This window comes from Microbacterium sp. T32 (genome assembly GCF_001619615.1).
In the GTDB taxonomy this organism is placed as follows: domain Bacteria; phylum Actinomycetota; class Actinomycetes; order Actinomycetales; family Microbacteriaceae; genus Microbacterium.
The window spans coordinates 204,098-230,531 of sequence record NZ_LQQP01000016.1 but is presented as its reverse complement, the minus strand read 5'-3'; the positions used below and the strand labels follow the sequence as shown (position 1 = coordinate 230,531).

21 protein-coding genes and 1 pseudogene are annotated in these 26,434 nt (G+C 71.0%); 13 read left to right on the top strand and 9 right to left on the bottom strand.

All coding sequences use genetic code 11. The annotated features are described in order from the left end of the window. Window positions 1–41 precede the first annotated feature (41 nt). Complete coding sequence (locus tag AVW09_RS11035) at window positions 42–1,268, top strand: pyridoxal phosphate-dependent aminotransferase (protein WP_063258115.1); 1,227 nt, start codon at window positions 42–44, stop codon at window positions 1,266–1,268. A gap of 6 nt (window positions 1,269–1,274) precedes the next feature. Here the strand turns inward: AVW09_RS11035 and AVW09_RS11030 are convergent, their stop codons facing one another. Together AVW09_RS11030 and AVW09_RS11025 are read right to left on the bottom strand one after the other, a co-directional pair. Beyond that, a complete protein-coding gene (locus AVW09_RS11030) occupies window positions 1,275–1,703 on the bottom strand; it encodes an Rv3235 family protein (RefSeq protein ID WP_063258114.1) in 429 nt (142 codons plus the stop codon). A gap of 130 nt (window positions 1,704–1,833) precedes the next feature. Further along, window positions 1,834–2,115, bottom strand: a complete 282-nt coding sequence (locus AVW09_RS11025; protein WP_231901819.1) for a helix-turn-helix domain-containing protein — start codon at window positions 2,113–2,115, stop codon at window positions 1,834–1,836. A 107-nt stretch (window positions 2,116–2,222) separates the two neighbouring features. Here AVW09_RS11025 and AVW09_RS11020 point away from each other — a divergent pair, with 107 nt between their 5' ends. Beyond that, window positions 2,223–3,719, top strand: coding sequence for a sensor histidine kinase (locus AVW09_RS11020; protein ID WP_063258112.1), 1,497 nt, complete (start codon window positions 2,223–2,225; stop codon window positions 3,717–3,719). Window positions 3,720–4,006: 287 nt separating this feature from the next. Here AVW09_RS11020 and AVW09_RS11015 read toward each other — a convergent pair whose 3' ends face one another. After that, on the bottom strand, window positions 4,007–4,255 hold the full coding sequence (locus tag AVW09_RS11015; RefSeq protein WP_013583608.1) for a WhiB family transcriptional regulator: 249 nt from the start codon (window positions 4,253–4,255) through the stop codon (window positions 4,007–4,009). A gap of 217 nt (window positions 4,256–4,472) precedes the next feature. Between AVW09_RS11015 and AVW09_RS11010 the strand changes: the two genes are divergently transcribed. Next, window positions 4,473–4,853, top strand: coding sequence for a hypothetical protein (locus AVW09_RS11010; RefSeq protein WP_063258111.1), 381 nt, complete (start codon window positions 4,473–4,475; stop codon window positions 4,851–4,853). Window positions 4,854–5,028: 175 nt separating this feature from the next. On the opposite strand, the gene bcp is transcribed toward AVW09_RS11010, so the two are convergent. Genes bcp through aroA form a run of 3 tightly spaced genes read right to left on the bottom strand, consistent with a single transcriptional unit; the run spans window position 5,029 to window position 7,910 of the window. Beyond that, window positions 5,029–5,502 (bottom strand): thioredoxin-dependent thiol peroxidase, encoded by a 474-nt coding sequence (bcp, locus tag AVW09_RS11005; protein ID WP_063258110.1) that lies wholly within the window; start codon window positions 5,500–5,502, stop codon window positions 5,029–5,031. Next, complete coding sequence (gene rsgA, locus AVW09_RS11000) at window positions 5,499–6,563, bottom strand: ribosome small subunit-dependent GTPase A (protein ID WP_063258109.1); 1,065 nt, start codon at window positions 6,561–6,563, stop codon at window positions 5,499–5,501. Before rsgA ends, bcp begins: the two co-directional genes overlap by 4 nt. Before the next feature lie 3 nt (window positions 6,564–6,566). Further along, window positions 6,567–7,910, bottom strand: a complete 1,344-nt coding sequence (gene aroA / locus AVW09_RS10995; RefSeq protein ID WP_063258108.1) for a 3-phosphoshikimate 1-carboxyvinyltransferase — start codon at window positions 7,908–7,910, stop codon at window positions 6,567–6,569. Window positions 7,911–7,941: 31 nt separating this feature from the next. Between aroA and AVW09_RS10990 the strand changes: the two genes are divergently transcribed. From AVW09_RS10990 to AVW09_RS10970, 5 genes are read left to right on the top strand one after another with little or no spacing between them, the layout of a single operon-like run. Then, entirely contained in the window at window positions 7,942–8,628 is a 687-nt protein-coding gene (locus AVW09_RS10990) for a sigma-70 family RNA polymerase sigma factor (protein WP_442922745.1), read from the top strand. Beyond that, the gene (locus AVW09_RS10985; protein WP_063258106.1) at window positions 8,625–8,867 is read left to right on the top strand and encodes a zf-HC2 domain-containing protein; all 243 of its coding nucleotides are present in this window, start codon (window positions 8,625–8,627) and stop codon (window positions 8,865–8,867) included. The genes AVW09_RS10990 and AVW09_RS10985 overlap by 4 nt, the downstream gene beginning before the upstream one ends. A gap of 46 nt (window positions 8,868–8,913) precedes the next feature. Then, the gene (locus AVW09_RS10980; protein WP_063258105.1) at window positions 8,914–10,212 is read left to right on the top strand and encodes a GNAT family N-acetyltransferase; all 1,299 of its coding nucleotides are present in this window, start codon (window positions 8,914–8,916) and stop codon (window positions 10,210–10,212) included. A gap of 36 nt (window positions 10,213–10,248) precedes the next feature. Further along, window positions 10,249–12,771, top strand: a complete 2,523-nt coding sequence (locus AVW09_RS10975) for a bifunctional lysylphosphatidylglycerol flippase/synthetase MprF (protein ID WP_082822925.1) — start codon at window positions 10,249–10,251, stop codon at window positions 12,769–12,771. Then, on the top strand, window positions 12,768–14,069 hold the full coding sequence (locus tag AVW09_RS10970) for an alpha/beta hydrolase (protein ID WP_063258103.1): 1,302 nt from the start codon (window positions 12,768–12,770) through the stop codon (window positions 14,067–14,069). The genes AVW09_RS10975 and AVW09_RS10970 overlap by 4 nt, the downstream gene beginning before the upstream one ends. Window positions 14,070–14,158: 89 nt before the next feature. Here AVW09_RS10970 and AVW09_RS10965 read toward each other — a convergent pair whose 3' ends face one another. Beyond that, window positions 14,159–17,854 (bottom strand): multifunctional oxoglutarate decarboxylase/oxoglutarate dehydrogenase thiamine pyrophosphate-binding subunit/dihydrolipoyllysine-residue succinyltransferase subunit, encoded by a 3,696-nt coding sequence (locus tag AVW09_RS10965; RefSeq protein ID WP_082822924.1) that lies wholly within the window; start codon window positions 17,852–17,854, stop codon window positions 14,159–14,161. A gap of 138 nt (window positions 17,855–17,992) precedes the next feature. Between AVW09_RS10965 and AVW09_RS10960 the strand changes: the two genes are divergently transcribed. Then, the gene (locus tag AVW09_RS10960; protein WP_063258102.1) at window positions 17,993–19,447 is read left to right on the top strand and encodes a GuaB1 family IMP dehydrogenase-related protein; all 1,455 of its coding nucleotides are present in this window, start codon (window positions 17,993–17,995) and stop codon (window positions 19,445–19,447) included. Here AVW09_RS10960 and AVW09_RS10955 read toward each other — a convergent pair. Continuing rightward, a complete protein-coding gene (locus AVW09_RS10955) occupies window positions 19,437–20,411 on the bottom strand; it encodes a glycoside hydrolase family 76 protein (RefSeq protein WP_063258101.1) in 975 nt (324 codons plus the stop codon). The genes AVW09_RS10960 and AVW09_RS10955 overlap by 11 nt on opposite strands. Window positions 20,412–20,561: 150 nt before the next feature. Here AVW09_RS10955 and AVW09_RS10950 point away from each other — a divergent pair, with 150 nt between their 5' ends. Continuing rightward, window positions 20,562–21,905, top strand: a complete 1,344-nt coding sequence (locus AVW09_RS10950; protein ID WP_063258100.1) for a hemolysin family protein — start codon at window positions 20,562–20,564, stop codon at window positions 21,903–21,905. After that, entirely contained in the window at window positions 21,902–22,963 is a 1,062-nt protein-coding gene (locus AVW09_RS10945; protein ID WP_063258099.1) for a hemolysin family protein, read from the top strand. Before AVW09_RS10950 ends, AVW09_RS10945 begins: the two co-directional genes overlap by 4 nt. 110 nt (window positions 22,964–23,073) lie before the next feature. Here the strand turns inward: AVW09_RS10945 and AVW09_RS10940 are convergent. Continuing rightward, window positions 23,074–24,131: pseudogene (locus tag AVW09_RS10940) on the bottom strand (NADH:flavin oxidoreductase/NADH oxidase). A 29-nt stretch (window positions 24,132–24,160) separates the two neighbouring features. Here AVW09_RS10940 and AVW09_RS10935 point away from each other — a divergent pair. Together AVW09_RS10935 and AVW09_RS10930 are read left to right on the top strand one after the other, a co-directional pair. Further along, on the top strand, window positions 24,161–25,012 hold the full coding sequence (locus tag AVW09_RS10935; RefSeq protein ID WP_063258098.1) for an ADP-dependent NAD(P)H-hydrate dehydratase: 852 nt from the start codon (window positions 24,161–24,163) through the stop codon (window positions 25,010–25,012). A gap of 114 nt (window positions 25,013–25,126) precedes the next feature. After that, on the top strand, window positions 25,127–26,431 hold the full coding sequence (locus AVW09_RS10930; RefSeq protein ID WP_063258097.1) for a glycosyltransferase family 87 protein: 1,305 nt from the start codon (window positions 25,127–25,129) through the stop codon (window positions 26,429–26,431). The last annotated feature ends 3 nt before the right edge of the window (window positions 26,432–26,434 follow it).

The window sequence follows — 26,434 nt, the reverse complement described above, 5'->3', positions numbered from 1 at the left end:
GTGGTCGATTGGCCGGATCCGCGCGGGGATATCCTGACCTGATGAGCCCGCTGCGCCCCCTCGATCAGTCGTCGAAGCTGAAGGATGTCCTCTACGAGATCCGCGGGGAGGCCCTCGTCGAGGCCGATCGACTCGAGGCCGAGGGGCACTCGATCCTCAAGCTCAACACCGGCAACCCGGCCATCTTCGGCTTCGAGGCTCCGCACCAGATCGTGCGCGACATGATCGCGTCGGTGCCGCACGCCCACGGCTACAGCGACAGCCGTGGCATCCTGTCCGCCCGTCGCGCGATCGTGTCGCGGTACGAGCAGGAGCCCGGCTTCCCGCACGTCGACCCCGACCACGTGTACCTCGGCAACGGCGTGTCCGAACTGATCACGATGACGATGCAGGCCCTTCTCGACGAGGGCGACGAGGTGCTGATCCCGGCGCCCGACTACCCGCTGTGGACGGCGATGACGAGCCTCGGCGGCGGTACGCCCGTGCACTACCTGTGCGACGAGTCGCGCGAGTGGCAGCCCGACCTGGAGGACATCCGGTCCAAGGTCACTCCGCGCACCAAGGCCATCGTCGTGATCAACCCGAACAACCCGACGGGTGCGGTCTACTCGCGCGAGATCCTCGAGGGCATCGCCGACATCGCCCGCGAGCACTCGTTGCTGCTGCTGTCGGACGAGATCTACGACCGCATCCTGTTCGACGACGCCGTGCACATCCCGATGGCGACCGTGGCCCCGGATCTGCTCTGCCTGACCTTCAACGGCCTGTCGAAGACGTACCGCGTCGCGGGGTACCGGTCGGGGTGGCTCGTCATCACCGGGCCGCAGGACCACGCCGAGGGGTTCCTGCAGGGCATCAACCTCCTGGCATCCACGCGTCTGTGCCCCAACGTGCCGGCGCAGTTCGCGGTGCAGGCGGCGCTGTCGGGGGTGCAGTCCATCAACGGACTCATCGCGCCGTCCGGGCGGCTGCACGAGCAGCGGGATGCCGCGTGGAAGGGCCTCGAGGCGATTCCCGGGGTGTCGTGCGTGCTGCCGCGGGGTGCGCTGTATGCGTTCCCCCGATTCGACCCCGAGGTGTACGAGATCCCCGACGACGCGGCGTTCGTGCGTGACTTCCTCGTCGCCGAGCACGTGCTGCTCGTGCAGGGCTCGGGCTTCAACTGGCCCGCGACCGACCACGTGCGCATCGTGACGCTCCCGGAGGCTCGCGTGATCTCGGATGCCATCGAGCGTCTGGGCAACTTCCTCGCGTCCTGGCGGCCCTGAGCGCTCTCAGAGCAGCGCGAGGGCGGTGACGCGCCAGCGACCGTCGAGCCCCTCGATGCGGAGGGCGATCGCCCGTGTTCTCGTGCGCGCCGAGGCGATCACCGTGGCCTCGAAGACGCCGTCCACGGGCGAGAAGAGGTGCACCGAGCGGATCTCGTGCACGTCCCGCGGTGCCGCCATGCGTCGCGCGCTCCGTGCCCGCGCGGCCAGACCGGCGCGGACGACGATCGCCCGATAGACGTCCTCGGTGGTCCATCGCGCGAGCTGCTCGGCCTCGCGAACCCCGGCGAAGACCTCGAGCACCCCGCGCACGACGTTGCGGATGAAGACTTCTGCGGAGGGGAGCTCGTCCGACGAGGTGCGCTGGGGCGCGAAGAAGGCGTCGGATCGAACGGCGGTTCGGGACGTCGAACCACGGGGGAGGGGAGCAGGCATAGCGGGGGGAAACTTCCGTGTCTCGTGGTGCCGGGGACAGTGGCACGACGGTAGGACGGAGGCGGCCGGTGAAACCAACCGTGCGGAAGCTCGCAGATCACGCGAGTCGCGGGTGAAACGCGGGCGGTGGTCAGTCGGGGTGCCGCACGTCGCCGTGACCCCACAACTCCGGGAAGCTGGCGGCCTGCGACTGCTCCCAGAGTGCGGTGCGGCGGACGTTTTCCGCCTGGTCATCGAGATAATCCTCGACGCTGTCGAGCTCGATGCGCCACTCCTGCCCCGGCCCGACGCGCACCCCCCGGATGCGTCCCTCACCCACCAGCGATAGCACGCCCGGTACCTCTATCCCCAGCATCCGGGCGACGGATTCCGGGGACGCGAACCGGTCAGGGGGTGACGGCGCCTCGGGCACGCGATCATTATGTCCCCCGAGTTGCCGGGGCGACCATTTCACCCTCGTACTTCACCCGCCACGCCAACCGGCCCGGCGCGACGCCCCGCGCGGCTTAGGGTGAGAGGGTGTCGACACTCAGCGAACTCGTCTACGCCCAGGGCCGCTCCAGCGAAGCCGACGTCGAGTGGCTGCACCGACTCGCCGGTGACGGCCAGCTTCTCGCCGACCTCGCGTTCGCCGACATCGTGATCTGGGTGCCCACGCCCGACGACTCGTTCGTCGCCGTGGCGCACACCCGACCCGGGGGAGCGGCGACCCTGTTCTACCGCGACATCGTCGGTGATCGCGTGCGTCCGCAGTGGCGCACCCAGGTGCGCGAGGCGTTCCAGAGCGGACGCATCGTCGACTCGGCATCCCCGGACTGGTTCGAGGAGACGCCGACGCGCGTGCGCGCGGTGCCCATCGTCCGCGAACTCTCGCGCGAGGGGCACCCCGTCACGACCGTGGGTGTTCTGACCCGCCACACCAACCTCGGTGAGACCCGCACTCCCTCACGGCAGCAGATCACCTTCAACGACTGCGCGGACGACCTGTTCGGCATGATCGCCTCGGGTGAGTTCCCCGACCTCAAGGCACCGACCTCACCCCGTCGCGGTGCCCCCCGCGCGTCGGACGGCCTCATCCGCCTCGACGTCGACGGCATCACGACGTTCGCCAGCCCCAACGCGCTCTCGGCGTTCAACCGCATGGGCTTCGACGACGAGCTCGAGGGCGAGTCCCTCGCCGAGGTCACCGAGCGTATCCTCCCGGCGAAGCGCCAGGACGTCGACGAGTCCCTGCCGATCGTCGTCACCGGTCGGGCCCCATGGCGCGCCGACATCGAGGCGCGCGGCGTGCAGGTGTCGCTGCGCACGATCCCGCTCCGCGACCGCGGCACGCGCATCGGCGCGATCGTGCTGAGCCGCGACGTGACCGAGATCCGGCACCAGGAGCAGGAGCTCATCACCAAGGACGCGACGATCCGCGAGATCCACCACCGCGTCAAGAACAACCTCCAGACCGTGGCATCCCTCCTCCGCATCCAGGCGCGACGGACGCACTCGGACGAAGCGCGGGATGCCTTGACCCAGGCCATGCGGCGCGTGTCGGCGATCGCGGTGGTCCACGACACCCTGTCGGAGGGCCTCGCGCAGAACGTCGACTTCGACGACGTGTTCGCCCGCGTGCTCAAGCTCGTCGCGGAAGTCGCGGCCGCGCCCAACACCCGCGCGCGGACGCGCAGCACGGGGCGGTTCGGCACGCTCCCGAGCGAGTACGCGACGCCCCTCGCGCTGGCGCTCACCGAGCTCGTGACCAACGCCGTCGAGCACGGCCTCGCGGGTCAGGAGGGCGACGTCGAGATCTCCGCCGAGCGCGGCGACGAGATGCTCGAGGTGCGCGTGCGCGACACGGGCGTGGGGCTGCCCGAGGGACAGGTGGGCCGAGGCCTCGGCACGCAGATCGTGCGCACCCTGATCCAGGGCGAGCTCGGCGGCACCATCGACTGGCACACGCTCATGGGGAACGGCACCGAGGTGACCATCGAGATCCCCCTGCGGTACATCGACCGCGCCAACACCTGACCCGGCGCAACCTCCGCGATCCGCGCTACCTCCGTAGCCTTCCGCACGCGCGGGCTGATTCAGGGCGGATCACTGAGGTTGCGCCGCCCGGCGCCCGGAGCCGCGCCCGGCGCAACCTCCGTGATCCGCGCAACCTCAGCCGCTCGCGGTAGTTTCGCGCTGACCCGGCGCGGATCGCTGACCCGGCGCGGATTGCGGAGCGAGCGCGGATTGCGGAGCGAGCGCGAGCGGGCCCGGAAATCGAAGAAGCCCGCCCCGGGAGGGGCGGGCTTCTCGGCGACGTGGCGTCAGGAGGCGCGGCGGGCGCGCGCGGCGCGGCGCTTGAGCGCGCGGCGCTCGTCCTCGGAGAGGCCGCCCCACACGCCCGAGTCCTGGCCGGACTCGAGGGCGTACTGCAGGCAGACCTCTGTGACGGTGCAGCGCGCGCAGACCGACTTGGCCTTCTCGATCTGGTCGACCGCGGGGCCGGTGTTGCCGACGGGGAAGAACAGTTCGGGGTCGACGGTCAGGCAGGCTGCTTTGTCGCGCCAATCCATAGGGGTGCTCCTTGTTGCGGAAAAATTTCGGATGGCGGGCACCGGGGTTCGGGTCCGGTACCCTGGTGGGATACGCGAGCGATTGCTCGCCCCACGTCGCTGTGGGAGCACACGGCTTTTTCCATGCTCCCACAGCACTTCCGGCCGATCAAGAGGTAACCGGCAGGTTTCCAGGTTGCAACGCTGGGGAAACACTCGTCGGGAAGGATCGCGGGTCATGCCGGTTCGTCTTCTGGCCGCGCTCGTCCTCGGGCTCGAAGCGATTGGCGTGCTGGCGCTCGCCGGGTGGCAGGTCGTGGCCCTCATCGGGGGCGACACCGACTCGGTGGTCAGCTCGCTCGCACTCATCGTGCTCACCGTCATCGGCGCCGCGGCGATCGGCGCCTTCGCCGTCGCGACCGCGCGGGACGTCTCGACCGGCCGGTCGGGCGGCATCGTGACGCAGCTGCTGATCCTGTCGGTCGCGATCGGCGCGCTGACGGGGGAGTGGGCCGCGCCCGGCGTGGCCCTGCTCATCGCGGTGCCCGCGCTCGTCGGCCTCGCGCTGCTGATCCTCGCCGTGCGTGCCGCGTCCCCGCGGCGCCGCGACGACGCCTGACCCGCGGCGCCCCGCCCCGCGCTCGCGGGTTGAGCGACGCCCGGAGCGGACACGACGAAGGATTACCGCCCGCCGTCCGCCGCGTCAGCGCGGATGCGCCTGTTGATGTGCGCAGATCTCCTGCGTTGTGTCCGTTCGGGACCGACCCCGGTGCGGCCGAACGCCGCGCCCGGGGTCAGGCGGTGGCGAGGCCGAGCGTCTTGCGCAGGCGTGCGACGTGGCCGGTGGCCTTGACGTTGTACTGCGCCTCGACGATGCGGCCGTCTTCGTCGATCACGAAGGTCGAGCGCAGCACGCCGGTGATCGTCTTGCCGTAGTTCTGCTTCTCACCCCACGCGCCGTAGGCCTCGTGGACGGCGTGGTCGGGGTCGCTCAGCAGCGGGAACGTCAGGCCGTCGCTGTCGCGGAACGCGCGCAGCTTCTCCGGGGTGTCGCGTGAAACGCCGAGGACGGTGTATCCGGCGCCCTGGAGCGAGGAGAGGCTGTCGCGGAAGTCGCACGCCTGCGTCGTGCACCCGGGCGTCTGCGCCGCGGGGTAGAAGTACACGATCACGCGGCGACCGCGGAAGTCGCTGAGCGAGACGGGGTGCTCGTCCTGGTCGAGCAGGGTGAAATCGGGAGCGGCCTGGCCGGCTTCGAGAGTCGTCACCCCTCCAGCCTAGAACGCTCGATGGATCGGAACGTCGTAAGAAGTCGTTGCAGCGAATCGAGGCGGGCCGCCGCCCCCGGGCCGAGGCGACCGGATGCCACGGCCTCGACGATCGCGCAATCCGGGGCGTCCGGGAGGTGGGTGCAGCCGCGCGGGCACTCCTCCGCGACCTCGGCGAGGTCGGTGAACGCGGCGAGGACGTTCGCGGGGTCGACGTGCCCGAGACCGAAGGAGCGGACGCCGGGGGTGTCGATGACCCACCCGGACCCGGCCGGACCGCGGTAGCGCAGCGAGACCGCCGACGACGAGGTGTGACGACCGCGGCCGGTGACCTCGTTGACGTGGCCGGTGGCGCGCTCGGATCCCGTCAGGGCGTTCACGAGCGTCGACTTGCCGACGCCGGAATGGCCGACGAAGACGGTCGAGTGGCCCGCGAGGGCTTCGCCGATCCGCTCGAGCGGCATGTCCTCCCGCCCGCTCGTGAACACGCGGAGGTCGACGCCCTCGAAGTGCGAGAGGAACTCGCTCGGATCCGACAGATCGGTCTTGGTCACGACGAGCATCGGACGGATGCCGGCATCCAGCGCCGCGACGAGATAGCGGTCGACGAGGCGTTCGCGCGGTTCCGGGTCGGCCGCGGCCACGACGATGAGCATCTGGTCGGCGTTGGCGACGATGACGCGCTCGACCTGGTCGGTGTCGTCGGCGCTGCGCCGAAGGAGCGACGTCCGCTCCTCGATGCCGACGATGCGGCCGAGCGTGCCCTCGGCGCCGGAGAGATCGCCCACGACACGCGCACGGTCGCCGTTGACGATCGGCTGCTTGCGGAGCTCCCGCGCGCGGGTCGCGAGGACACGTCGCTCGTCGGGGCCGTCCTCGTCGACGAGGACCGTGTACCGGCCGCGGTCGACGCCCAGCACCCGGGCGATCTGCGCGTCGGCATGGGCCGGGCGGCGCTTGGTGCGCGGGCGGTTCGCCTTCGGGTTCGGGCGGACCCGGACCGACGACTCGTCGAATTCGAGGTCGTCGTCGTCATCGGCTGCGTCGTCGAGCCAGCTCACGCGTCAGTCCGAGGCATCCGTGCCCAGCATCGTCTGCCAGAGGGCCGCGAACTGCGGCAGGGTCTTCGCGGTCGTGCCGATGTCGTCGATGACGATGCCGGGGACGCGCAGACCGATGAGGGCCCCGGTCGTGGCCATGCGGTGGTCGTGGTGGGCCTTCCACTCGCCGCCGCGCAGCGGCGCGGGGACGATCCGGATGCCGTCCTCGAGCTCGTGCGCCTCGCCGCCGATCCCGCGGAGGTTTCCGACGAGAGCGGCGATGCGGTCGGTCTCGTGCCCGCGGATGTGGCCGATGCCGTGCAGCGTCGTCGGGCCGTCGGCGAAGGCGGCCAGGCCGAAGATCGTCGGGGCCAGTTCACCGGCCGCCGAGAGGTCGAGCTCGGCGCCCACGATGGCGTCGCCGGCGGTGACGGTGAGCGTGCCGCCGCGGCGGCTCACGCGCGCACCCATCTCGCCGAGGATCTCGGGGAGCAGCGCACCGGGCTGCGTGCTGTGCGCGGGCCAGCCGGTGACGGACACCGATCCGCCGGTCACCATCGCCGCGGCCAGGAACGGGGCGGCGTTGGACAGGTCGGGCTCGATGGCGACGTCCTTCGCGCGGATCGGGCCGGCCGGCACGATCCACTCGCCGACCGCGGGGCGTTCGACGTGGACGCCGCGGTGCGCGAGGGCCTCGACCGTCATGTCGATGTGGGGCACGCTCGGGAGTCGCGAACCGACGTGGCGCAGGTGCAGTCCGACGTCGAAGCGGGGAGCGCTGAGGAGGAGCCCCGAGACGAACTGGCTCGACTGGCTCGCGTCGATCTCGACCTCGCCGCCGCGTACGTGCCCGTGGCCGCGAACGGTGAAGGGGAGTGTCCACCCGCCGCCCGCGTCGATGTCCACGCCGACGTCGCGCAGTGCCGACACCATGGCGCCCATCGGGCGGTGCAGGGCGCTCTCGTGGGCCGTGACGTACACGTCGCCGCGCGCGAGACCGGCGACCGGGGTGACGAAACGCATCACGGTCCCGGCCTGACCGCAATCGACGGTCGTGCCTCCCGTAAAGCTCGACGGTGGGGTCACACGGAGGTCGGGGCCGAACGGGGATCCCTCGTCGATCTCCTCGATCTCGACGCCGAGCGTGCGGAGCGCGTCGATCATGCGCGCCGAGTCGTCGGAGTGGAGCGGCGCGTGCAGCACGCCCGGACCGTCGGCCAGCGCGGCCAGGACGAGCTCGCGGTTGGTCAGCGACTTCGACCCCGGCACCGTGACCGTGGCATCCACCCCGCCGTCGGCGACGGGCGCACGCCACTCCCCGCGCGGCGCGGCGGTCGGGGAAAGGGGGGAATACCCGTGGTCGCTCATCGGTTTCTACCCTACTGAAAGGGGATGACACGTGACCGCACTTCTCGAACGTCCGGCTCTGGGTTCAGCCCTGAGGTGGGCCGAAGACACGCCCGACGTAGACTTGCCGTCGATGGACGACAAGGCACCCACGGGTCCGCTCGACGCGGAGCCCCGCGCACAGTTCGAAGAGCAGGCACTGCCCTTCATGGATCAGCTGTACGCGGCGGCGATGCGCATGACCCGGAACCCGGCCGACGCGGCCGACCTCGTGCAGGAGACCTTCGTGAAGGCCTTCGGCTCCTGGTCGAGCTTCACGCAGGGCACCAACCTCAAGGCGTGGCTCTACCGGATCCTGACGAACACGTACATCAACACGTACCGCAAGAAGCAGCGCGAGCCGTACCAGAGCGCCATCGACGACCTCGAGGACTGGCAGCTCGGCGGCGCCGAGTCGACGACGGCCACGAGTGCCCGTTCGGCCGAGGCCGAAGCGATCGACCACATGCCGGCATCCATCGTGAAGGACGCGCTGCAGTCGATCCCCGAAGATTTCCGGTTGGCGGTGTACCTCGCGGACGTCGAGGGCTTCGCTTACCAGGAGATCGCCGACATCATGAAGACCCCGATCGGCACGGTCATGAGCCGCCTGCACCGCGGCAGGCGGTTGCTGCGTGACCTGCTGTCGGACTACGCGAAGGAGCGCGGCATCCAGGCCGCGACGGGAGTGAAGAAATGAGCGACTGCGGCTGCGACAAGGCACGGCGTGATCTGGAGGAGTACCTCCGCAACGAGGTGTGCAAGACGGAGCACAACGACATCCGCGAGCACCTCGAGAACTGCCCCGAATGCCAGAACGAAGCGCTCGTGGCACGGACCCTGACCGACGTCGTCGCCCGCGCGTGCAAGGAGACGGCCCCGGACGAGCTGCGCGATCAGGTGCTGGCGCGACTGCGGTCGCTGCAGGCCTCGCACTGACCCCGCGAACTCCCCGCGCGAGGGCGGTGATCCGTAGGCTGGGGTGATGGCCTCCGCGCAGAACACGACGCCCCCTCTCGACGCCGAATCGACCGCGGCGCTCGCCGCCACCGGTCTGGAGTACGCCCTCGTCGACATCGAGGGAGACAGGTTTCCCGCGTTTCTCTCCTCGGTCGCCCGAGGCTTCCTCGGGGAGGAGCCGACGAAGGAGCAGGTCGAGAACTCCCGAGAGGGCCTGCGCGGCCGTCGCCTCATCGGTGTGTACGACCGTGCGGGCGACCAGCCGGACGCTCCCGTGGCCACGGTCGACTCGTGGGTGAGCGAGCTGACGGTGTCGCCCGGCCGGACGATCCCGCTGTGGTCGATCAGCGCCGTCACGGTCGCGCCCACGCATCGCCGCCGCGGCATCGCCACGGCGATGCTCACCGGCGAACTGCGGGCGGCCGCGGCCGCCGGATACGCGCTGGCCGGACTCACCGTCACGGAGGCCACGATCTACGGGCGGTGGGGGTTCTCGCCGGCCGCCTGGGCCTCGGACGTGACCGTCGACACCCGCCGCGTGCGCTGGACGGGTCCGGTGGCGCCCGGGCGTCTCGATTTCGTCCCGCGTGAGAGTCTGACCGCGCGTCTGGCCGCCGTGCACGAACGCATCCGCGTGCAGCGCCCGGGTGCGGTGCCCGGCTGGGACGGGCGCTGGCGCGGGATCGCGGGCCTGACCCCGGAGGCTCCGGATGCCAAGAAGGTCCGGGCCGTGGCCTACACCGATACCGCCGGGGTCGAGCGGGGTGTCCTCGTCTACACGATCGCCGAGCGCGAGCAGTACACCGAGCACGAGCTGCAGATCCGCGCGCTCTTCGCCGACGGTGACGAGGCCCTCGCCGCCCTCTGGCGCTTCGCCCTCGAGCACGACCTGGTCGGCAAGGTGACCGCGGAGCTCCAGCCCGCGGTGCCGCCTGTGCAGTGGATGGTGTCCGATCGGCGCGCGGTCACGGCCACCCTCACCGACCACCACTGGCTCCGTATCCTCGACGTGCCCGGGGCGCTGGCATCCCGTGCCTATTCCGGCCCGCTCGATCTGGTGATCGGCGTCGAGGACGGGCTGGGCATCGCCGACGGAGCGTGGCGGGTCCGCATCGGTGCGGACGGGGAGGCCTCGGTCGAGCGCACCGATGGGGAGCCTGAGGTGTGGATGCCGGTCGGGTCGCTGTCGTCGCTCCTCCTCGGGGGCGTCCGGGCGACCGAACTCGCCATCGCCGGGCTGGTGCGCGGTGCGGGCGACGATCTGGCCGCGATCGACGCGGCATTCGCCCCCGCGGCGACGCCGCTCCTCGACATCTGGTACTGAGAATCACCCATAGAGTCCCCGAGTAACATCCCCCCGATGTCCGACGCCCCTGCCCCTCCCGCCGTTTCCCGGCGCGGTCGGCGTACCCGGGAGCGTTCGGGCGCATTCCTCCGCGCGGCGGGGCGGTACGTCCGAACCCACCCGGTCTCGTTCGCCTTCGTGGTGATCATCCTCACTTCGGCCGCGCTCACGGAGTCGCTCTGGGGAGAGGACGCGTCCATCTGGGGCGCCGGACCCCTCGCGACGTTCGCGGCGGGGAGGTGGTGGACGCTCCTCACCGCCCTCGTGATCCCGGACTCGACCATCGACGCCGTGGTGTCGGCCGTGCTGGCGGTCACGATGCTCGCTTATGCCGAGCGGCTGCTGGGGTCGCGGCGGACCGCGGTCCTCCTGGCCGTGCTCGGGCTCGCGGGTCTGCTCACCGGGATCGGACTGCACGCGGCGGCGTGGGCGGTGACCGACCTGCGCCCGGTGATCGCCGCCGAGGTGCCCGTCCTCGACCCGACGACGCCGATCGCGGGCGTCGTGATGGCCGCTTCGGCCTTCGCATCGACGCTGTGGCGCCGCCGGGTGCGCCTCGTCGGTTTCGCCGCGCTCGCCCTCTTCGCGCTGTACGCCGGGGACGCGGACTCCTGGTACCGCCTCAGCGCCGCGCTCATCGGTCTCGTCGTGGGTGAGATCCTCGCCCGCGGCCGGGAGAGACGCGCCTGGCATCGCGGCTCGACCCGCGAGACGCGGACGCTGCTCGCGCTCGTCGTCGCGGTCGTGGGAAGCGGCCCGCTGGTCGCCCTCATCAGCGGCGGCGGTCGCGGCCCGCTCTCGCTGGTCGTGGATGCGTACACCCAGTACGACGATGAACTGCTGTCGCGGTGCGGTCGCATGTCCTCGTCGGTGTGCGACGAGCAGGTGGCGCTGCTGATGACCCGCGGGCTCGGCCCGGCGTTGTTGGCCGTCACCCCGCTCGTCCTCATGCTCGTCGCGGCATGGGGGCTGCGGCTCGGACGCCGCGCGGCGCTGATCCTCGCGGTGCTCACGCTCGTGGCATCCGCCGTCATCCCCGTCATCTCGCTGATAAACGGCCGTCTGCGTATCGACCCATGGGTCGACGGCAGCGGTGCGGAGTACGTGCTGTGGGCCCTCGCCACGGTCGTGATCCCGTTGGTGCTGGCGATCGTGCTTGTCTTGCAGCGGCGCAAATTCCCGGTGCTCGCGACGCGCGGCGCGGCACGCACCGTTGCCGTCGTCATCGGCGTCGCCTTCGTCGCGTGCGCGTCCACGTTCTTCGCCATCGAGGAGCTCGGGCGCCGGTCCTTCGACCGTGACCCGTCCGTTCCCGACCTCGTCCTCCTGACGCTGCGGCGCTTCCTCCCACCCGCGTACACGAACCCCGCCGGGGTCGCGACGTTCCCGCACCACGGACCGGCGCTGTTCGCGTACCAGTGGGTGGGCGTGCTGTTCTGGGTCATCGTCATCGCCGCCGTCCTCTGGTTGTTCCGGCGGATCCAGCGTCCCGATCCCGGCGACACGCGTCTCTATCGGGAGCTGCTGCAACGCGGCAGCGACACCCTCGGGTTCCTGGGAACGTGGGCCGGCAACCTGCACTGGTACTCCGATGACCGCGAGTGCGCGGTGGCGTACCGGCTCGTGGGCGACGTCGCCCTCGCCGTCGGGGACCCGCTCGTGCCGGAGGGCCGTCGGTCGGAGACGCTGCGGACGTTCTCCGACTTCTGCGTCGAGCACGGCTGGACGCCCGCCTTCTACAGTGTGCACGAGGACACGGCCGCCGACCTCGACGCCCTCGGCTGGCGCAACGTACCCGTCGGGGTGGAGACGGTGATGGACCTGCCCGGACTGACCTTCGCTGGGAAGGCGTGGCAGAAGGTGCGTCAACCGCTCACTCGCGCGGAGCGGGAGGGCTACACCGCGGTGTGGACGCGCTGGCACGACCTCACCGTCTCGCAGGCCTCACAGGTCATCGCGATCGACGAGGAGTGGGTCGCCGACCGGGCTCTTCCGGAGATGGGCTTCACCCTCGGCTCGCTCGACGAATTGCGCGACCTCGATGTCCGCCTGCTCCTGGCGGTCGGACCCGAGGGACGCATCGAGGCGGTCACGAGCTGGATGCCGAGCTGGACCGACGGTGCCATCACGGGGTGGACGCTCGATTTCATGCGGCGTCGGACCGACGGCCCCAACGGCATGATGGAGTTCCTCATCGCGAAGGCCGCGCTGCAGCTGCAGGAGGAGGGGGCGGGGGTGCTCAGCCTTTCCGGCGCCCCCCTGGCCGAGTCGCCCGAGGCGCTCCGCGACGCCGATCCGGCGCCTCTCCGTGCTCTCCTGCGGTGGCTCGCGGAGGTGCTGGAGCCCGCGTACGGCTTCGCCTCCCTCTTCCGCTTCAAGGGCAAGTTCCGTCCGCGCTACCGCGAGCTGACCCTGGCCTACCGGGATCCGCTCGACCTGCCGGCGATCGGCGCGGCGGTGGGTCGCGCGTACCTGCCGGACGCCTCGCGTCGTGAGATCGTCGCCCTCGCGAAGAGCGCGTGGGGAGGGCGCCGGTGAACCGGTTCGTCCTGTCGTTCGAGCTGATCGACTCGCCGCTGCTCCTCGTCACCGTCGTGGTCGCCGTCGTCGGTGTCCTGGCGATTCTGCTGTGGCCGCCGCGCCGCCTCCTGGGCACGCTCCTCATCGCGGTGACCGCGGCACTCCTCACGTACATCGTGGTGCACGTGCTGGAGGGCCGAGGGGTCTTCGACGGTCTGCTCCCCGTCCATGCCGCCGTCTGGGCAGCGGGAGGCGTCGGAGCCGTGGCCGTGGGTGTCGTCGGGGTGTGCCTCCGACCCTGGGGGCGTCGGATCGTCGGTGTCGTGACGGTCCTCGCCGCGCTGTTCGCGGCGGCGCTGGGCGTGAACGCCTCCTACGGGGTGACGCACAACCTCGCCGCGATCCTGGGCGTGCAAGCTCTCGATCCCGCGACCCTCCCGCAGCGCGATGCCACGGCGAACGATCCCGCGACGCTCTATCGGACGTGGGCGCCCCCGGCCAGCATGCCGGAGAAGGGGTCGGTGAGCGCCCTCACGGGCAGCACGAAGATCCCGACGGGACAGTATTCCGCGCGAGACGCGTCACTCTACCTTCCGCCGGCGGCCCAGGTGCCGAACCCCCCGGCGCTGCCCCTCCTGGTGTTCATGATGGGGCAACCCGGATCGCCGGACCCCACCGCCCTGGCCAAGGCGCTCGATGCGTTCGCGGCGAAGCACGAGGGGCTCGCCCCGATCGCGATCGTGGTCGACCAGCTCACGGCCCCCGACCGAGACCCCACGTGCGTCGACTCGGCGAAGTACGGTGCCGTTGCGACCTACATCAATCAGCTGGTGCCCCAGTGGGCCGAGAAGAACCTCAACATCGTCACGGATCACCGGTATTGGACGATCGGCGGCTTCTCCAACGGCGGTTCCTGCGCTGCCCTCTACGGCACGAAGTACCCCGGGACCTGGGGCAACCTGCTCGACGTGATGGGGAACGAGTTCCCCGGATCCGAGCACGTCGAGCGGACCGTCGCGGAGGTCTACGGCGGCGACGCCGGTGCCTTCCAGGCGAACAAGCCCTCGGTGATCATGGCCGCGGCTCCCGCCGGCAGCTACGCCGGGCACACCGCCATCTTCACCTGGGGGAGCCTCGACACCACGTACGGTCCGGGGCAGCTCGCGAACTCCCAGGCGGCGCAGGCGGCCGGGTTCAGCGTCCTGACCCACATCGTCGATGGAGCCGGTCACACGGGCGAGGCGCTCGACAAGAGCCTCACCTTCGCGATTCCCGCCCTGGCCTCCACACTCGGCCTCGCCGCGCCGGCATCCTGAGTCCGGAGCTCGATCGCTTTTCGCCGTCGGTCGTTCGGAGAACGACGAAGGGCCCGGTCATCACGACCGAGCCCCTGCGTCCTTCGGGGTCAGAGCGAGAGCGCGGCCTTCATGATGGCGGCGTGCTCGTTCGCGTGCACCTTCGGCGATCCGGTGGCCGTCGAGGCGGCGGCTGCGCGGGAGATCACGCGGATGCCGCGCCCACCGAGCTGATCGGCGACCTCGAGCGCGATGAACGGCCAGGCGCCCTGGTTCTCGGGCTCGTCCTGAACCCACAGGAGCTCGGCGTTCGGGTAGGTCTCGAGCACCCGGTTCAGCTCTTCGACCGGAGCCGGGTAGTACTGCTCGAGGCGCACCAGGGCGATCTCGGGGTTGGGGTTCTTGTCGAGCTCGGCGCGCAGGTCCCAGTGGATCTTGCCGGCGTGCAGGAGCACGCGCTTGACGGCGCCGCGGTCGATGCCGCGGTCGTCGTCCAACACCGGCTCGAAGCGTCCCTCGAGGAAATCCTCGACCGGGCTCGTCGCGCCGCGCAGACGCAGCATGGCCTTCGGCGTGAACACGATGAGCGGGCGACGGGGGCGCTGGTACGCCTGGCGGCGCAGCAGGTGGAAGTACGACGCCGGGGTCGACGGGCGGGCGACGATCATGTTGTCCTGCGCGCACATCTGCAGGTAGCGCTCGATGCGGGCGGACGAGTGGTCGGGACCCTGACCCTCGTAGCCGTGGGGGAGCAGCAGCACGACGCTCGACTGCTGCGCCCACTTCTGATCGGCCGACGAGATGAACTCGTCGATGACCGACTGGGCGCCGTTGGCGAAGTCGCCGAACTGGGCCTCCCACAGCACGAGGGCGTCCGCGCGCTCGACCGAGTAGCCGTACTCGAACGCCATCGCGGCGTATTCGCTCAGCAGGGAGTCGTACACCCAGAAGCGGCCCTGGTTCTCGCTGAGGTTCGCCAGCGGCAGCCATTCCTGACCGTTGTTGCGGTCGTGGAGCACCGCGTGGCGCTGCACGAAGGTGCCGCGACGGGAGTCCTGACCGGCGAGACGCACGGGCGTGCCCTCCATCAGCACCGAACCGAAGGCGAGCAGCTCGCCGAAGGCCCAGTCGATCCCGCCGTTGCGGCTCATGTCGAGACGCTTCTCGAGCAACTGCTGGAGCTTGTTGTGCACCGTGAAGCCGTCCGGCTTGTTCACGAACGCGTCGCCGATGTGGTGCACGACCTCGCGCGACACACCCGTGGTCTCGGGCGCCCCGACGACGACGACGTCGTCCGCCGCGTCGGTCGAGACGACCGGGGTGGCCCCGGTCTCGGCCGCGTGGGTGTCGGCGAAGGCGACTTCCAGACGGTTCTGGAAGTCCTGCTTGGCCTGCTCGTACTCGTCCTCGGTGATGTCACCGCGTCCGACGAGCGATTCCGTGTACAGACGGCGCACCGAGCGCTTCGCCTCGATGAGGTTCGTCATCAGCGGCTGCGTCATCGAGGGGTCGTCGCCCTCGTTGTGACCGCGGCGGCGGTAGCAGACGAGGTCGATGACGATGTCGCGGTGGAACTCCTCGCGGTAGAGGAACGCCAGGTCGGCGGCGCGCACGACGGCCTCGGGGTCGTCGCCGTTGACGTGCAGGATCGGGGCCTGGATGGTCTTGGCGACATCGGTCGCGTACACCGAGCTGCGGGCGTCGGTCGGGGTGGTCGTGAAGCCGACCTGGTTGTTGACCACGACGTGGATCGTGCCGCCGGTGCGGTACCCGCGCAGCTGGGACATCTGCAGCGTCTCGACGACGACGCCCTGGCCGGCGAAGGCCGCGTCACCGTGGACCAGGATCGGCAGCCAGGAGAAGGTGCCGATCGGCTTCCGGTCCTGCTTGGCGCGCACGATGCCCTCGAGCACACCGTCGACGGTCTCGAGGTGCGACGGGTTCGCGGCGAGGTACACGGGGAGCTCCGCACCGGAGTCGCCCACGAACGTGCCCTCGGTACCGAGGTGGTACTTCACGTCGCCCGAGCCGCGCTTGCTGCCCACGGCGACGGCGCCCTCGAATTCGCGGAACACCTGGCCGTAGGTCTTGCCGGCGATGTTGGTGAGCACGTTGAGGCGTCCGCGGTGGGCCATGCCGATCGCGGCGCCGTCGAGGCCGGCGGATGCCGCGCCCTGGAGGATCTGGTCGAGCAGCGGGATGAGCGACTCGCCGCCCTCGAGGCTGAAGCGCTTCTGGCCGACGAACTTCGTCTGCAGGAACGTCTCGAAGGCCTCGGCCTGGTTGAGCTTCGACAGGATGCGCAGCTGCTCGTCGTGGCCGGGCTTGGTGTACTTCACCTCGACGTTGCTCTGGAACCACTGACGCTGCACCGGGTCCTGGATGTGCATGTACTCGACGCCGAGCGTGCGGCAGTAGGAGTCGCGGAGCACGCCGAGGATGTCGCGGAGCTTCGCCACGCGCTTGTTGCCGAGGCCGCCGGTGACGAACTCGCGGTCGAGGTCCCAGAACGTCAGCCCGTGCGACTCGATCTCGAGGTCGGGGTGCGTGCGCTGCACGTACTCGAGCGGGTCGATGTCGGCCATGAGGTGGCCGCGGACGCGGAAGGAGTTGATGAGCTCCTGGACGCGGGCGCTCTTGTCGATGCGCTCGGACAGGTCGACGCTGATGTCGGCGGCCCAGTGGATCGGCGCGTACGGGATGCGCAGCGCCGCGAAGATGTCGTCGTAGAAACCGCGCTGCCCGATGAGAAGCTCGTGCACCTTCTTCAGGAATTCGCCCGAGCCGGCGCCCTGGATCACGCGGTGGTCGTAGGTGCTGGTGAGGGTGATCGTCTTGCCGATCGCCAGCTCGTTCAGCGTCCGCTCGCTCGCGCCCTGGAACTCGGCGGGGTACTCGAGCGCGCCCGCGCCGATGATCGCGCCCTGGCCGCGCATGAGGCGGGGGACCGAGTGGACGGTGCCGATGCCGCCCGGGTTCGTCAGCGAGATGGTCGTGCCCTGGAAGTCGCCGGGCGTGAGCTTGTTGGAGCGCGCGCGACGGACGAGGTCTTCGTAGGAGGCGAGGAACTCACCGAACGTCAGCGTGTCGGCGCGCTTGATGCTGGGCACCAGCAGTGCTCGCGTGCCGTCCGGCTTGGGCATGTCGATCGCGATGCCGAGGTTGATGTGAGCTGGGGCCACGACCGAGGGCTTGCCGTCGATCTCGGCGTAGTAGACGTTCTGGCTCGGGAACTCCTTGAGCGCCTGGATGAGCGCCCACCCGATGAGGTGCGTGAAGCTGACCTTGCCGCCGCGCGTCCGCGACATGTGGTTGTTGATGACGATGCGGTTGTCGATCATCAGCTTGGCCGGGATCGTCCGGACGCTGGTCGCGGTGGGGACCGTGAGCGAGTCGTCCATGTTGCTCGCGAGAGCCTTCGGCATCCCCTTGAGGACGGTGACGCGGTCTTCCTCGGTGCTCTCCGCATTCGCCGACGGCGCGGCGTTGGGGGCCTGCGCGGGGATCGGCTGCGGCTTTGCCGGCTTGGCCGTGGTGCGCGCCACGGGAGCCTGACCGACCACCGGGATGGGTGCGGTCACGGGCTTCGGTTCGGCCGGCGCCGCCGTAGGCGGGGACGGGGGCGCTGCGGCGGCGTCGCCGGCTCCGTCGACGACCGGATGGTACGCCTCCAGAATCGGCCACCAGGCCTTGTCCACGGAGTGCTTGTCGACTTTGAACTGTTCGTAGAGCTCGTCCACGAGCCACTCGTTCGCGCCGAACTCGCCCTCGCTCGAAGTACCGACGCCCGTCACCTGGCTCGACACAGTCGATCGCCTGCTTTCCTCGATGAAGATTCGTGTGGATGCACGCAGTGATCCTCGTTGCGCACTCTCTCCAGCCTAGCCGAGTATTCCCGCCCCTTCCCGGGTCGCGGCATCGATGGATGTGATGAGGTGGATGCCATGGAGTTCTCCGGTGCACAGCCCGACGTCGACCTGACCTATTCGGATGTTTTCCTGGTCCCGCGTCATTCCGAGGTGGGCAGCCGCTTGAGCGTCGACCTCGCGCCGGGCGACGGGAGCGGCGCGACCCTTCCGCTGGTGTCCGCCAACATGAACTCGGTCACGGGGCCCCGTCTCGCGGCGACCCTGGCGCGTCGCGGCGGCCTCGGCGTGCTTCCGCAGGATCTGGCGCTGCCGCGGTTGGTCGAGGCGGTGGAGTGGGTCAAGGCGCAGCCCGTGGCGTGGGACGCCGCCCTCGTGTTCCCGCCGTCGGCCACGGTCGCCGAAGCCCGCCGCGTGCTCCCCGCCGTGCCCGGGCGGGGGATCGTGGTGGCCGATCAGCGCGAGGGCGGCACGATCCCGCTCGACGGCTACCGCGGCATCGTCCCGGCTCCGCGCCTGGCCACCGCGCTCCCGGACGCGACCCTCGGCGACATCGCCCGCACCGACGCCCCGCCGGTCGAGGTCGAGCGGATCGGCGACCCCCACGAGGTGTTCGAGCTGGTCGGTTCGGCGGACATCGTCCCCGTCGTCGATGGCGACCGCATCGTCGGGACGCTCTCGGCGCGGAGCGCACTGCGCGACTCGGTGTACCGCCCCGCCGTCGACGCCGACGGGCGGCTCATCGTGGCAGCCGCCGTGGGGATCAACGGCGACGTGGCCGGAAAGGCGCGCGCGCTCGCGGCGGCCGGCGTCGACGTCCTCGTGGTCGACACCGCGCACGGCCACCAGGAGCAGATGCTGCGGGCGCTGCGCGAGGTCGCGGCGCTGGACCTCGGCATCCCGATCGCCGCGGGCAACATCGTCACCGCGGACGGCGTGCGCGATCTCACGGACGCGGGCGCGTCGATCCTCAAGGTCGGCGTCGGGCCGGGCGCGATGTGCACCACGCGCATGATGACCGCCGTCGGGCGCCCCCAGTTCTCCGCCGTGCTCGAGACGGCCGAGGCCGCCCGCGCGGTCGGAGCCCACGTGTGGGCCGACGGCGGCGTCCGCTATCCGCGCGACGTCGCGCTCGCGCTCGCCGCGGGCGCCGCGTCCGTGATGATCGGGTCGTGGTTCGCCGGCACGATCGAGTCGCCGGGGCTGCTGCGCACCGACGAGGACGGCCGGACGTTCAAAGAGTCGTGGGGGATGGCATCCACCAAGGCCGTCCAGGGGCGTTTCCAGGGACTGGATGCCTTCGAGCGGGCCCGCAAGGAGCTGTTCGCCGAGGGCATCTCGTCGTCGCGCATCTACCTCGACCCGCAGCGCCCGGGAGTCGAGGACCTGCTCGACATGATCACGTCGGGTGTGCGTTCGTCGTTCACATATGCCGGCGCCGCGACCGTGGCGGACTTCCACGAGCGGGCTCGCGTGGGACTGCAGTCGGCCGCCGGATACGAGGAGGGCAAGGCCCTGCCGGTCAGCTGGTGAGGGCCGCCGAGGCCGTGACGTCGGCCTCGAGCGTGATCCACGCGCCGAGCTGGACCGAGAGGTCGAGGTCGTCGCCCTCGCCTCGCGCCTCGCGCCGCGGGTCCGCCGGGAACCGACCGTCCCGGCGCATCGCCCACAACGCGTCGGCGTTGCGCCGCACGAGACACCGGGCGCGATCGGCATCCACCCCGTCCAGGTGCGACGCGGCGAGGCCCACGTACCGGGCGAGGATGCCGGCGAACAGTCCGCCGTCCCCGCCCCCTGCCGCGGGGAACAGGCCGTCGTCCGCCGCGCACCATCGATCGACCGCGTCCAGCACGGCCACGGTGCGCGGGCGGTCGTCGAGCGCGAGGGCGGCGCCGATCGCGACGCCCTGGTTGTACGTCCAGAGGTCGGGCCGGACCGTGCCGTGCTCGACGCCGTCGCGCACGAGACCCGTGTCGGGATCGTCGAGCGTTCTCGCGATCCAGGCGCTCAGCTGCGCGGCCAGCGATCGGTGGCGGCTGGGGGCGAGCACCATCGCCGCCGGCCCGTTCGCGGGGGCGTTGTAGAGGACGCTGCGGGTGCGCCAGGGGAGCGCCCCGACCGCGGGATCGTAGGCGCGCGCGAGGATCCGGGCGATGCGGGCGCGCGCGTGACCGCGCGGGCGCGTCTCGGCGAGCGCGAGTCCCATCCACGCGATGTCGTCGTAGAACGGGCTGATCCAGGTGCCGGCGGTGCGCAGCGTGACGCCGCGGAGCAGGTCGCCGATCAGTCGGCGCCGGCGAGCCGACGGGCGGTGCCGCTCGGCCTCGGCCAGCGCGTGCACGAGATGCGCGTGCCACCAGTAGTGCCACGTCCGCGCCCCGTCGCCCGCGGTGGAGGCGTGGGCCCAGGCGACCGGCCCGTACCTGTGCACGTACGCGGCGAGCACCGCGTCCTCCGCGGCGGCCGCGCGCTGCTGCGCGGGGGGAGTGGCATCCATGACTCCATCCTGGAGGGGGTGAGCGGATGCCGATCTCCCGGTGCCGTCGTCACCGGGAGGCCCTAGAATCGTGGGCACGATGGACGACCCTCCCAGTTGTAGACCCGAGCCCCGACGACCCTCTCCCGCTGCGAGCGGGGGTGACGCGTGATGGATTACGTCATGTTGGGCGTGGGGCTGCTTCTCACGGTGGGCACGGGCCTCTTCGTCGCGAGTGAGTTCGCGCTGGTCAACCTCGATCGCGCGGATCTGGAGGCGCGACGCGAGGCGGGGGAGTCCCGCCTGTCGCTCACGATCGACGCGCTGCGGATCACGTCGACCCACCTCTCCAGCGCGCAGTTGGGCATCACGCTGACGACGCTCCTCACCGGTTACACGATGGAGCCGGCGATCTCGAACCTCCTGCGTCCGGTCTTCCTCTCGTGGGCGATCCCGGAGGCCGTCGTCACACCCGTCTCCGCCGTGCTCGGCATCGGGATCGCCACAGTGCTGTCGATGATCCTCGGCGAGCTCGTTCCGAAGAACTTCGCGCTCGCCGTCCCGATCCGGGCCGCCAAGCTCGTGATGCCGTTCCAGGTCGCCTTCACGATGATCTGCCGGCCGGCGGTCGCCGTGCTCAACGGCAGCGCCAACGGCGTGCTGCGCGCGGTGGGCGTCGAACCCAAGGAGGAGCTCTCCGGCGCGCGCACGGCCGAGGAGCTGTCGAGCCTCGTCCGGCGCTCCGCGAGCGCCGGCATGCTCGAGAAGGACACCGCGTCGCTCCTCGACCGCAGCCTCACCTTCGCCCGGCTGAGCGCGGCCGACGTCATGACCCCGCGCCCGAGTGTCCACGCGCTCGCCGCGGGGGAGCCGACGGATGCCGTCATCCAGCTCGCGCGGCGCACCGGCCACAGCCGCTTCCCCGTCTACGACGAGTCGATGGACGACATCATCGGCGTCGTGCACCTCAAGGCGGCGGTCGGCGTCCCGCGTGATCGCCGCGCCGACGTCCCCGTCGCCGCGCTCGCGACCGAGCCGCTCCGCGTCCCCGAGACCGTGCATCTCGACACCCTCGTGACCGAACTCCGCACCCGCGGCTACCAGATGGCGATCGTCGTCGATGAGTACGGCGGCACGGCGGGCGTCGTGACGCTGGAGGACCTCGTCGAGGAGATCGTCGGCGAGGTGCTGGACGAGCACGACCGCTCGCGCGCGGGGGTGGTGCGCACCGCGGCATCCCTCACCTTCCCCGGCGACCTGCGCCCGGACGAGCTCCTCGACCGCGCCGGGGTGCGCGTGCCCGAGGGCGACGTCTACGACACCGTGGGCGGATTCCTCATGGCCGAGCTCGAGCGCATTCCGAAAGCCGGCGACACCGTCGAGATCGAGGAGGGCCTCCTGACCGTGCAGCGCATGGACGGTCGCCGCGTCGACCGCGTGCAGTTCACCCCCGCGCCCGTCGAGGAGAACGTCGACGACCTCGTGCGCGCCGCCAAGGGAGGTGACCAGCGATGAGCGATTGGGCCGGAATCGCCTGGCTGGTGGTGCTCCTCGCCGCCAATGCCTTCTTCGTCGGGTCGGAGTTCGCCGTCATCTCGGCGCGCCGATCGCAGGTCGAACCCCTCGCCGAACGCGGTTCGCGCTCCGCCAAGACCGCGCTCTACGCCATGGAGCACGCAACCCTCATGCTCGCGACGTGTCAGCTCGGCATCACGATCTGCTCGCTGCTGATCCTGAACGTCTCAGAGCCGGCGATCCACCACCTCATCGCCGAGCCGCTGGGGCTGACGGGGCTCTCCGAGGCCGCCGTCGACGTCGCGGGCTTCGTCGTCGCGCTGCTGCTGGTGTCATACCTGCACGTGGTGTTCGGCGAGATGGTGCCGAAGAACCTCGCGTTCTCGCTGCCCGACCGAGCCGTGCTGATGCTCGCTCCGCCGCTCGTGGCGGTGTCGAAGGCGTTCTACCCGATCATCGTCGCGCTGAACTGGACGGCGAACCACATCGTGCGGCTGTTCCGCGTCGAGCCGAAGGACGAGGCGACCTCGACTTACACGCTCGACGAGGTCGCGACGATCGTGAACCAGTCGCGTCGCGAGGGCGTCCTGGACGACGCGGCGGGGACGGTCACCGCGGTCGTGGAGTTCACGGAGAAGAAGGCCGCCGACATCGCGGTGCCGATGGCCGACCTCGTCACGCTCCCCGAGACGACGACGCCCGCCGAGATCGAACGGGCCGTCGCCCTGCACGGGTACTCGCGCTACGTGATCGTCGATCCGCACGGACACCCGACCGGATACGTCCACCTCAAGGACGTCCTCCGCGTCGCCGAGGGCCCGGAGGACGAGGCCCGCATGGCGCGGCCCATCCCGGCCAAGCGCATCCACCACATGGTGTCGGTGCTCGAGACGACCGACCTCGAGGACGCACTCGCCCTCATGCGGCGGTCGGGTCGGCACCTCGCGCAGGTCCGCGACGAGAGCGGCGAGGTGCGCGCCGTGCTCTTCCTGGAGGACGTCATCGAGGAGCTCGTGGGCGAGGTTCAGGATGCCACGGCCCGCCGCCGCTACGCCTGACGTCGGGGAGTGGCATCCGGGGTCCTTCGCGTAACGTCAGCGATCCGCCCATCCTCAGCGCCCGGTGGCGGGTCGCGACGGAGGATGTGCGGATCGCTGAGTTCCCGTGCTCAGTAGGCGCGCAGATACTGGGCCGGGGCGGGGAGGTCGGCGCCGAGCTCGACTGCCGCGCGGAGCGCGTAGTGCGGGTCGCGCAGCCACTCGCGGGCGGAGAGCACCGCGTCGGCGCGGCCCTCGGCGACGACCGACTCCGCGAGGTGCGCGTCGTCGATCATGCCGACCGCGGCCACGAGGATGCCGGTCTCACGGCGCACCTTCTCCGCCAGCGGCACCTGATACCCCGGGCCGGGCTGGATGCTCTGGTGCGGCACGAGTCCGCCGCTGGAGATGTCCACGAGGTCGGCGCCCGCGGCGGCGACACGCTCGGCCGCGCGGACGGTGTCGTCGATGTCCCAGCCGCCGTCCGCGGCATCCGTCCCGGAGAACCGGACGAACACCGCCGCGTCGGGCGCGGCCGCGCGCACCCGGCGGTGACCCGCTCGAGGAGGCGCACGCGTCCGTCGAAGGATCCGCCGTACTCGTCGTCGCGGTGGTTGCTGAGCGGCGAGAGGAACTGGTGCAGCAGGTAGCCGTGGGCGGCGTGCACCTCGAGGACCTCGAAGCCGGCCGCGACGGCGCGGCGAGCGGCATCCGCAAAATCGGTGACGACCTTCTCGATGCCCGCGGCGTCGAGCTCCCGCGGCTCGGCGAAGCCGGGGTAGGCGATCGCCGAGGGGGCGACGGTCTCCCAGCCGCCGTCCTCGACGGGCACGGATCCGCGGCCGCCGGTCAGCGGCGACGTGGTCGACGCCTTGCGTCCCGCGTGACCGAGCTGCACGCCCGCGACCGCACCGCGCGCACGGATCGCGGCGACGATCGGCGTCCAGGCATCGACCTGCGCGTCGTTCCACAGACCGACGTCGTCGGGGGAGATGCGGCCCTCGGGCGAGACCGCGGTGGCCTCGGCGATGACGAGCCCGGCGCCTCCGGCGGCGAACTGCGCGAGGTGCACGTGGTGCCAGTCGTTCGGGATGCCGTCGACGGCGCTGTACTGGCACATCGGCGAGACCCACAGGCGGTTGCGCGTCTCGATACCGCGGATGGTCAGGGGAGTGAAGAGGGTGCTCACGTCGGCCTCTCTCGTTCTAGGGTGACGCCATGACGGCGAGGGACTGGACCGGGCGCGATGCGGCCCGCACACTTCGAAGGCCAACGGACGCCGACGACAAGTATTCCCGCGGCGTCGTCGGGCTCCGCACGGGCTCGACGCGGTACCCGGGAGCGGCGGTGCTCGGCGTCGAAGCCGCCTGGCGCACCGGCACCGGCATGGTGCGGTACATCGGTCCCGCGCGGGCGCAGGACCTCGTCCTGCAGCGGCGGCCGGAGACCGTGACCGCGGACGGCCTGGTGCAGGCGTGGGTCATCGGATCGGGCACGGATGCCACCGAGCGCGATGCCGAGGAGACGGCGGCGCTCCGCGGCATCCTGTCCGGGAACGTGCCCGTGGTGACGGATGCCGGGGCGCTCGACCTCGCGCCCGCCGCCTCGGCACCTGTCATCGTGACACCGCACGCGCGGGAGTTGGCCCGGCTCCGTGCGGCGCTCGGTCTCGACCCCGAGGCGGCCGAGGACGACGACGCGCGGGAACGGGCGGCCGCGGAGACGGCGGACGCGCTGCGCGGGGTCGTGCTGTCGAAGGGGGCCGTGACGATCGTGGCCGCGCCGGGCGGGTGGGTGCGGCGCATCGCGACGGGCACGCCGTGGCTCGCGACCGCCGGCACGGGCGACGTGCTCGGCGGCGTCCTGGGGGCCGTGGCGGCGGGGGCGAGCGCCGCGGGTCGGACCTCGCTCGACGACCTCGCGGCCTGCGCGGCGACCGCGGCGTGGCTGCACGGCACGGCGGGAAGCGTCGCGGCCGCGGGCCGGGGCGGGGCCGGCGGGCCGATCACGGCGCTCGACGTCGCGGAGGCGCTGCCGGGGGTGGTCGCCGGCCTGCTCGACGCGGACTGAGGGACTCGATCCCATAACGGTTGCCCGCCGCGATGCCCGGGACGCCGCATGCGCGGGCGGTCGACGGCATCCGCTCGTCCGGGGCGTTCAGGGACGCCCGCTTAGGATGATCCGGTGGTGAGGCGTGTCGTCGTTCTGTTGCTGGCGTTCGTCGCCGTCCACGTCACGGTGGGGATTCTGGGCTTCCAACAGCCCAACGAGCCCATGGGCGACGTGTATCTGGTGTACGAACCGTGGTCGCGCTGCGCCCTCTTCGGCGGTATCGACGTCACGTCGTGCACGCGGTCGATCGGGTGGGAATGGCCCGGCATCACCGAGAAGTGGATCTATCCGCAGCTCGCGTTCCTGCCGATGACCTTCGCGTGGGTGTTCGCCTGGGCGACCGGCTACACGCAGGCGTGGGCGATCACCGTGTCGCTCGCGAACCTCGTCGCCTTCGTCGTCCTCGTCGGCTCGGGGCGCTCGCGCGGCCGCGTCATCGCTGCGGTGTTCTGGCTCGCCGCGATCCTGCTCATCGGCCCCGTCGGCCTGTACCGCATCGACGGGATCACGGTTCCGTTCGCGATCCTCGGCAGCATCTGGCTGGTGCGGCGGCCGTTCGTGGCATCCGTCCTCCTCTCCATCGCGATCTGGATGAAGGTGTGGCCCGCGGCGATCCTGGCCGCCGGGTTCGTCGCCATCCGCCGGCGCCTCGCGCTCGTGTGGGGAGCGGTCGCGGTGTCGCTCGCGACGATCATCCCCGTCGTGGCCCTCGGCGGCGCCCCGTACGTCTTCGGTTTCGTGGGGGACCAGACCTCGCGCGGCATCCAGATGGAGGCACCGGTCGGCGGGCTGTACATGTTCCTGGCGTCGTTCTACGTCCCGGGGTCGCAGGTCTACTACGACGGCACGGTCCTCACCTTCCAGGTCTCGGGGCCCTTCTCCGACATCGTCATCGCGGCCATGACGCCGATCATGCTGCTCGTGATGCTCGCCGTGCTGGTCGTGGGCGCGCGCAGGATGTGGCTCGGCGCGACGTTCCTAAGCGTCTTCCCGCCGCTCGCGCTGGCCCTCGTCACGGCGTTCATCGCCCTGAACAAGGTGGGCTCGCCGCAGTACTACGTGTGGCTCTTCCCGCCGGTGGTGCTGGGCCTGATGCTCGACCGCCGCCGGTGGTACGGATTCGCCGCGCTCACCCTCGCGATCGCCGGGGTCACCCAGTGGGTCTACCCGCTCGTGTACGACGGGCTCATGGCGACCAACCCCGCGCCGTTCCCCGTGTTCCTGCTCGAGCTGCGGAACCTCCTGGGCGTCGTGCTGATGGTGTGGGCGATCGTGCGCGTCGTGCGCGTCCGCACCGGTCGCGTCGCGCGCCCCAAGGATCTGCGCGAGTGGGTCATCGGGCGGCGCTCGGTTCCCGCGCGGGTCTCCGCGACCTAGGCT

Excerpts from the sequence above, each read along its gene's own strand:
- AVW09_RS11035 (WP_063258115.1), top strand. The coding sequence starts at position 42 with ATGAGCCCGCTGCGCCCCCTCGATCAGTCGTCGAAGCTGAAGGATGTC.
- AVW09_RS11030 (WP_063258114.1), bottom strand. The coding sequence starts at position 1,703 with ATGCCTGCTCCCCTCCCCCGTGGTTCGACGTCCCGAACCGCCGTTCGA.
- AVW09_RS11015 (WP_013583608.1), bottom strand. The coding sequence starts at position 4,255 with ATGGATTGGCGCGACAAAGCAGCCTGCCTGACCGTCGACCCCGAACTG.
- AVW09_RS11010 (WP_063258111.1), top strand. The coding sequence starts at position 4,473 with ATGCCGGTTCGTCTTCTGGCCGCGCTCGTCCTCGGGCTCGAAGCGATT.
- aroA (WP_063258108.1), bottom strand. The coding sequence starts at position 7,910 with ATGAGCGACCACGGGTATTCCCCCCTTTCCCCGACCGCCGCGCCGCGC.
- AVW09_RS10985 (WP_063258106.1), top strand. The coding sequence starts at position 8,625 with ATGAGCGACTGCGGCTGCGACAAGGCACGGCGTGATCTGGAGGAGTAC.
- AVW09_RS10980 (WP_063258105.1), top strand. The coding sequence starts at position 8,914 with ATGGCCTCCGCGCAGAACACGACGCCCCCTCTCGACGCCGAATCGACC.
- AVW09_RS10975 (WP_082822925.1), top strand. The coding sequence starts at position 10,249 with ATGTCCGACGCCCCTGCCCCTCCCGCCGTTTCCCGGCGCGGTCGGCGT.
- AVW09_RS10960 (WP_063258102.1), top strand. The coding sequence starts at position 17,993 with ATGGAGTTCTCCGGTGCACAGCCCGACGTCGACCTGACCTATTCGGAT.
- AVW09_RS10955 (WP_063258101.1), bottom strand. The coding sequence starts at position 20,411 with ATGGATGCCACTCCCCCCGCGCAGCAGCGCGCGGCCGCCGCGGAGGAC.
- AVW09_RS10950 (WP_063258100.1), top strand. The coding sequence starts at position 20,562 with ATGGATTACGTCATGTTGGGCGTGGGGCTGCTTCTCACGGTGGGCACG.
- AVW09_RS10945 (WP_063258099.1), top strand. The coding sequence starts at position 21,902 with ATGAGCGATTGGGCCGGAATCGCCTGGCTGGTGGTGCTCCTCGCCGCC.
- AVW09_RS10935 (WP_063258098.1), top strand. The coding sequence starts at position 24,161 with ATGACGGCGAGGGACTGGACCGGGCGCGATGCGGCCCGCACACTTCGA.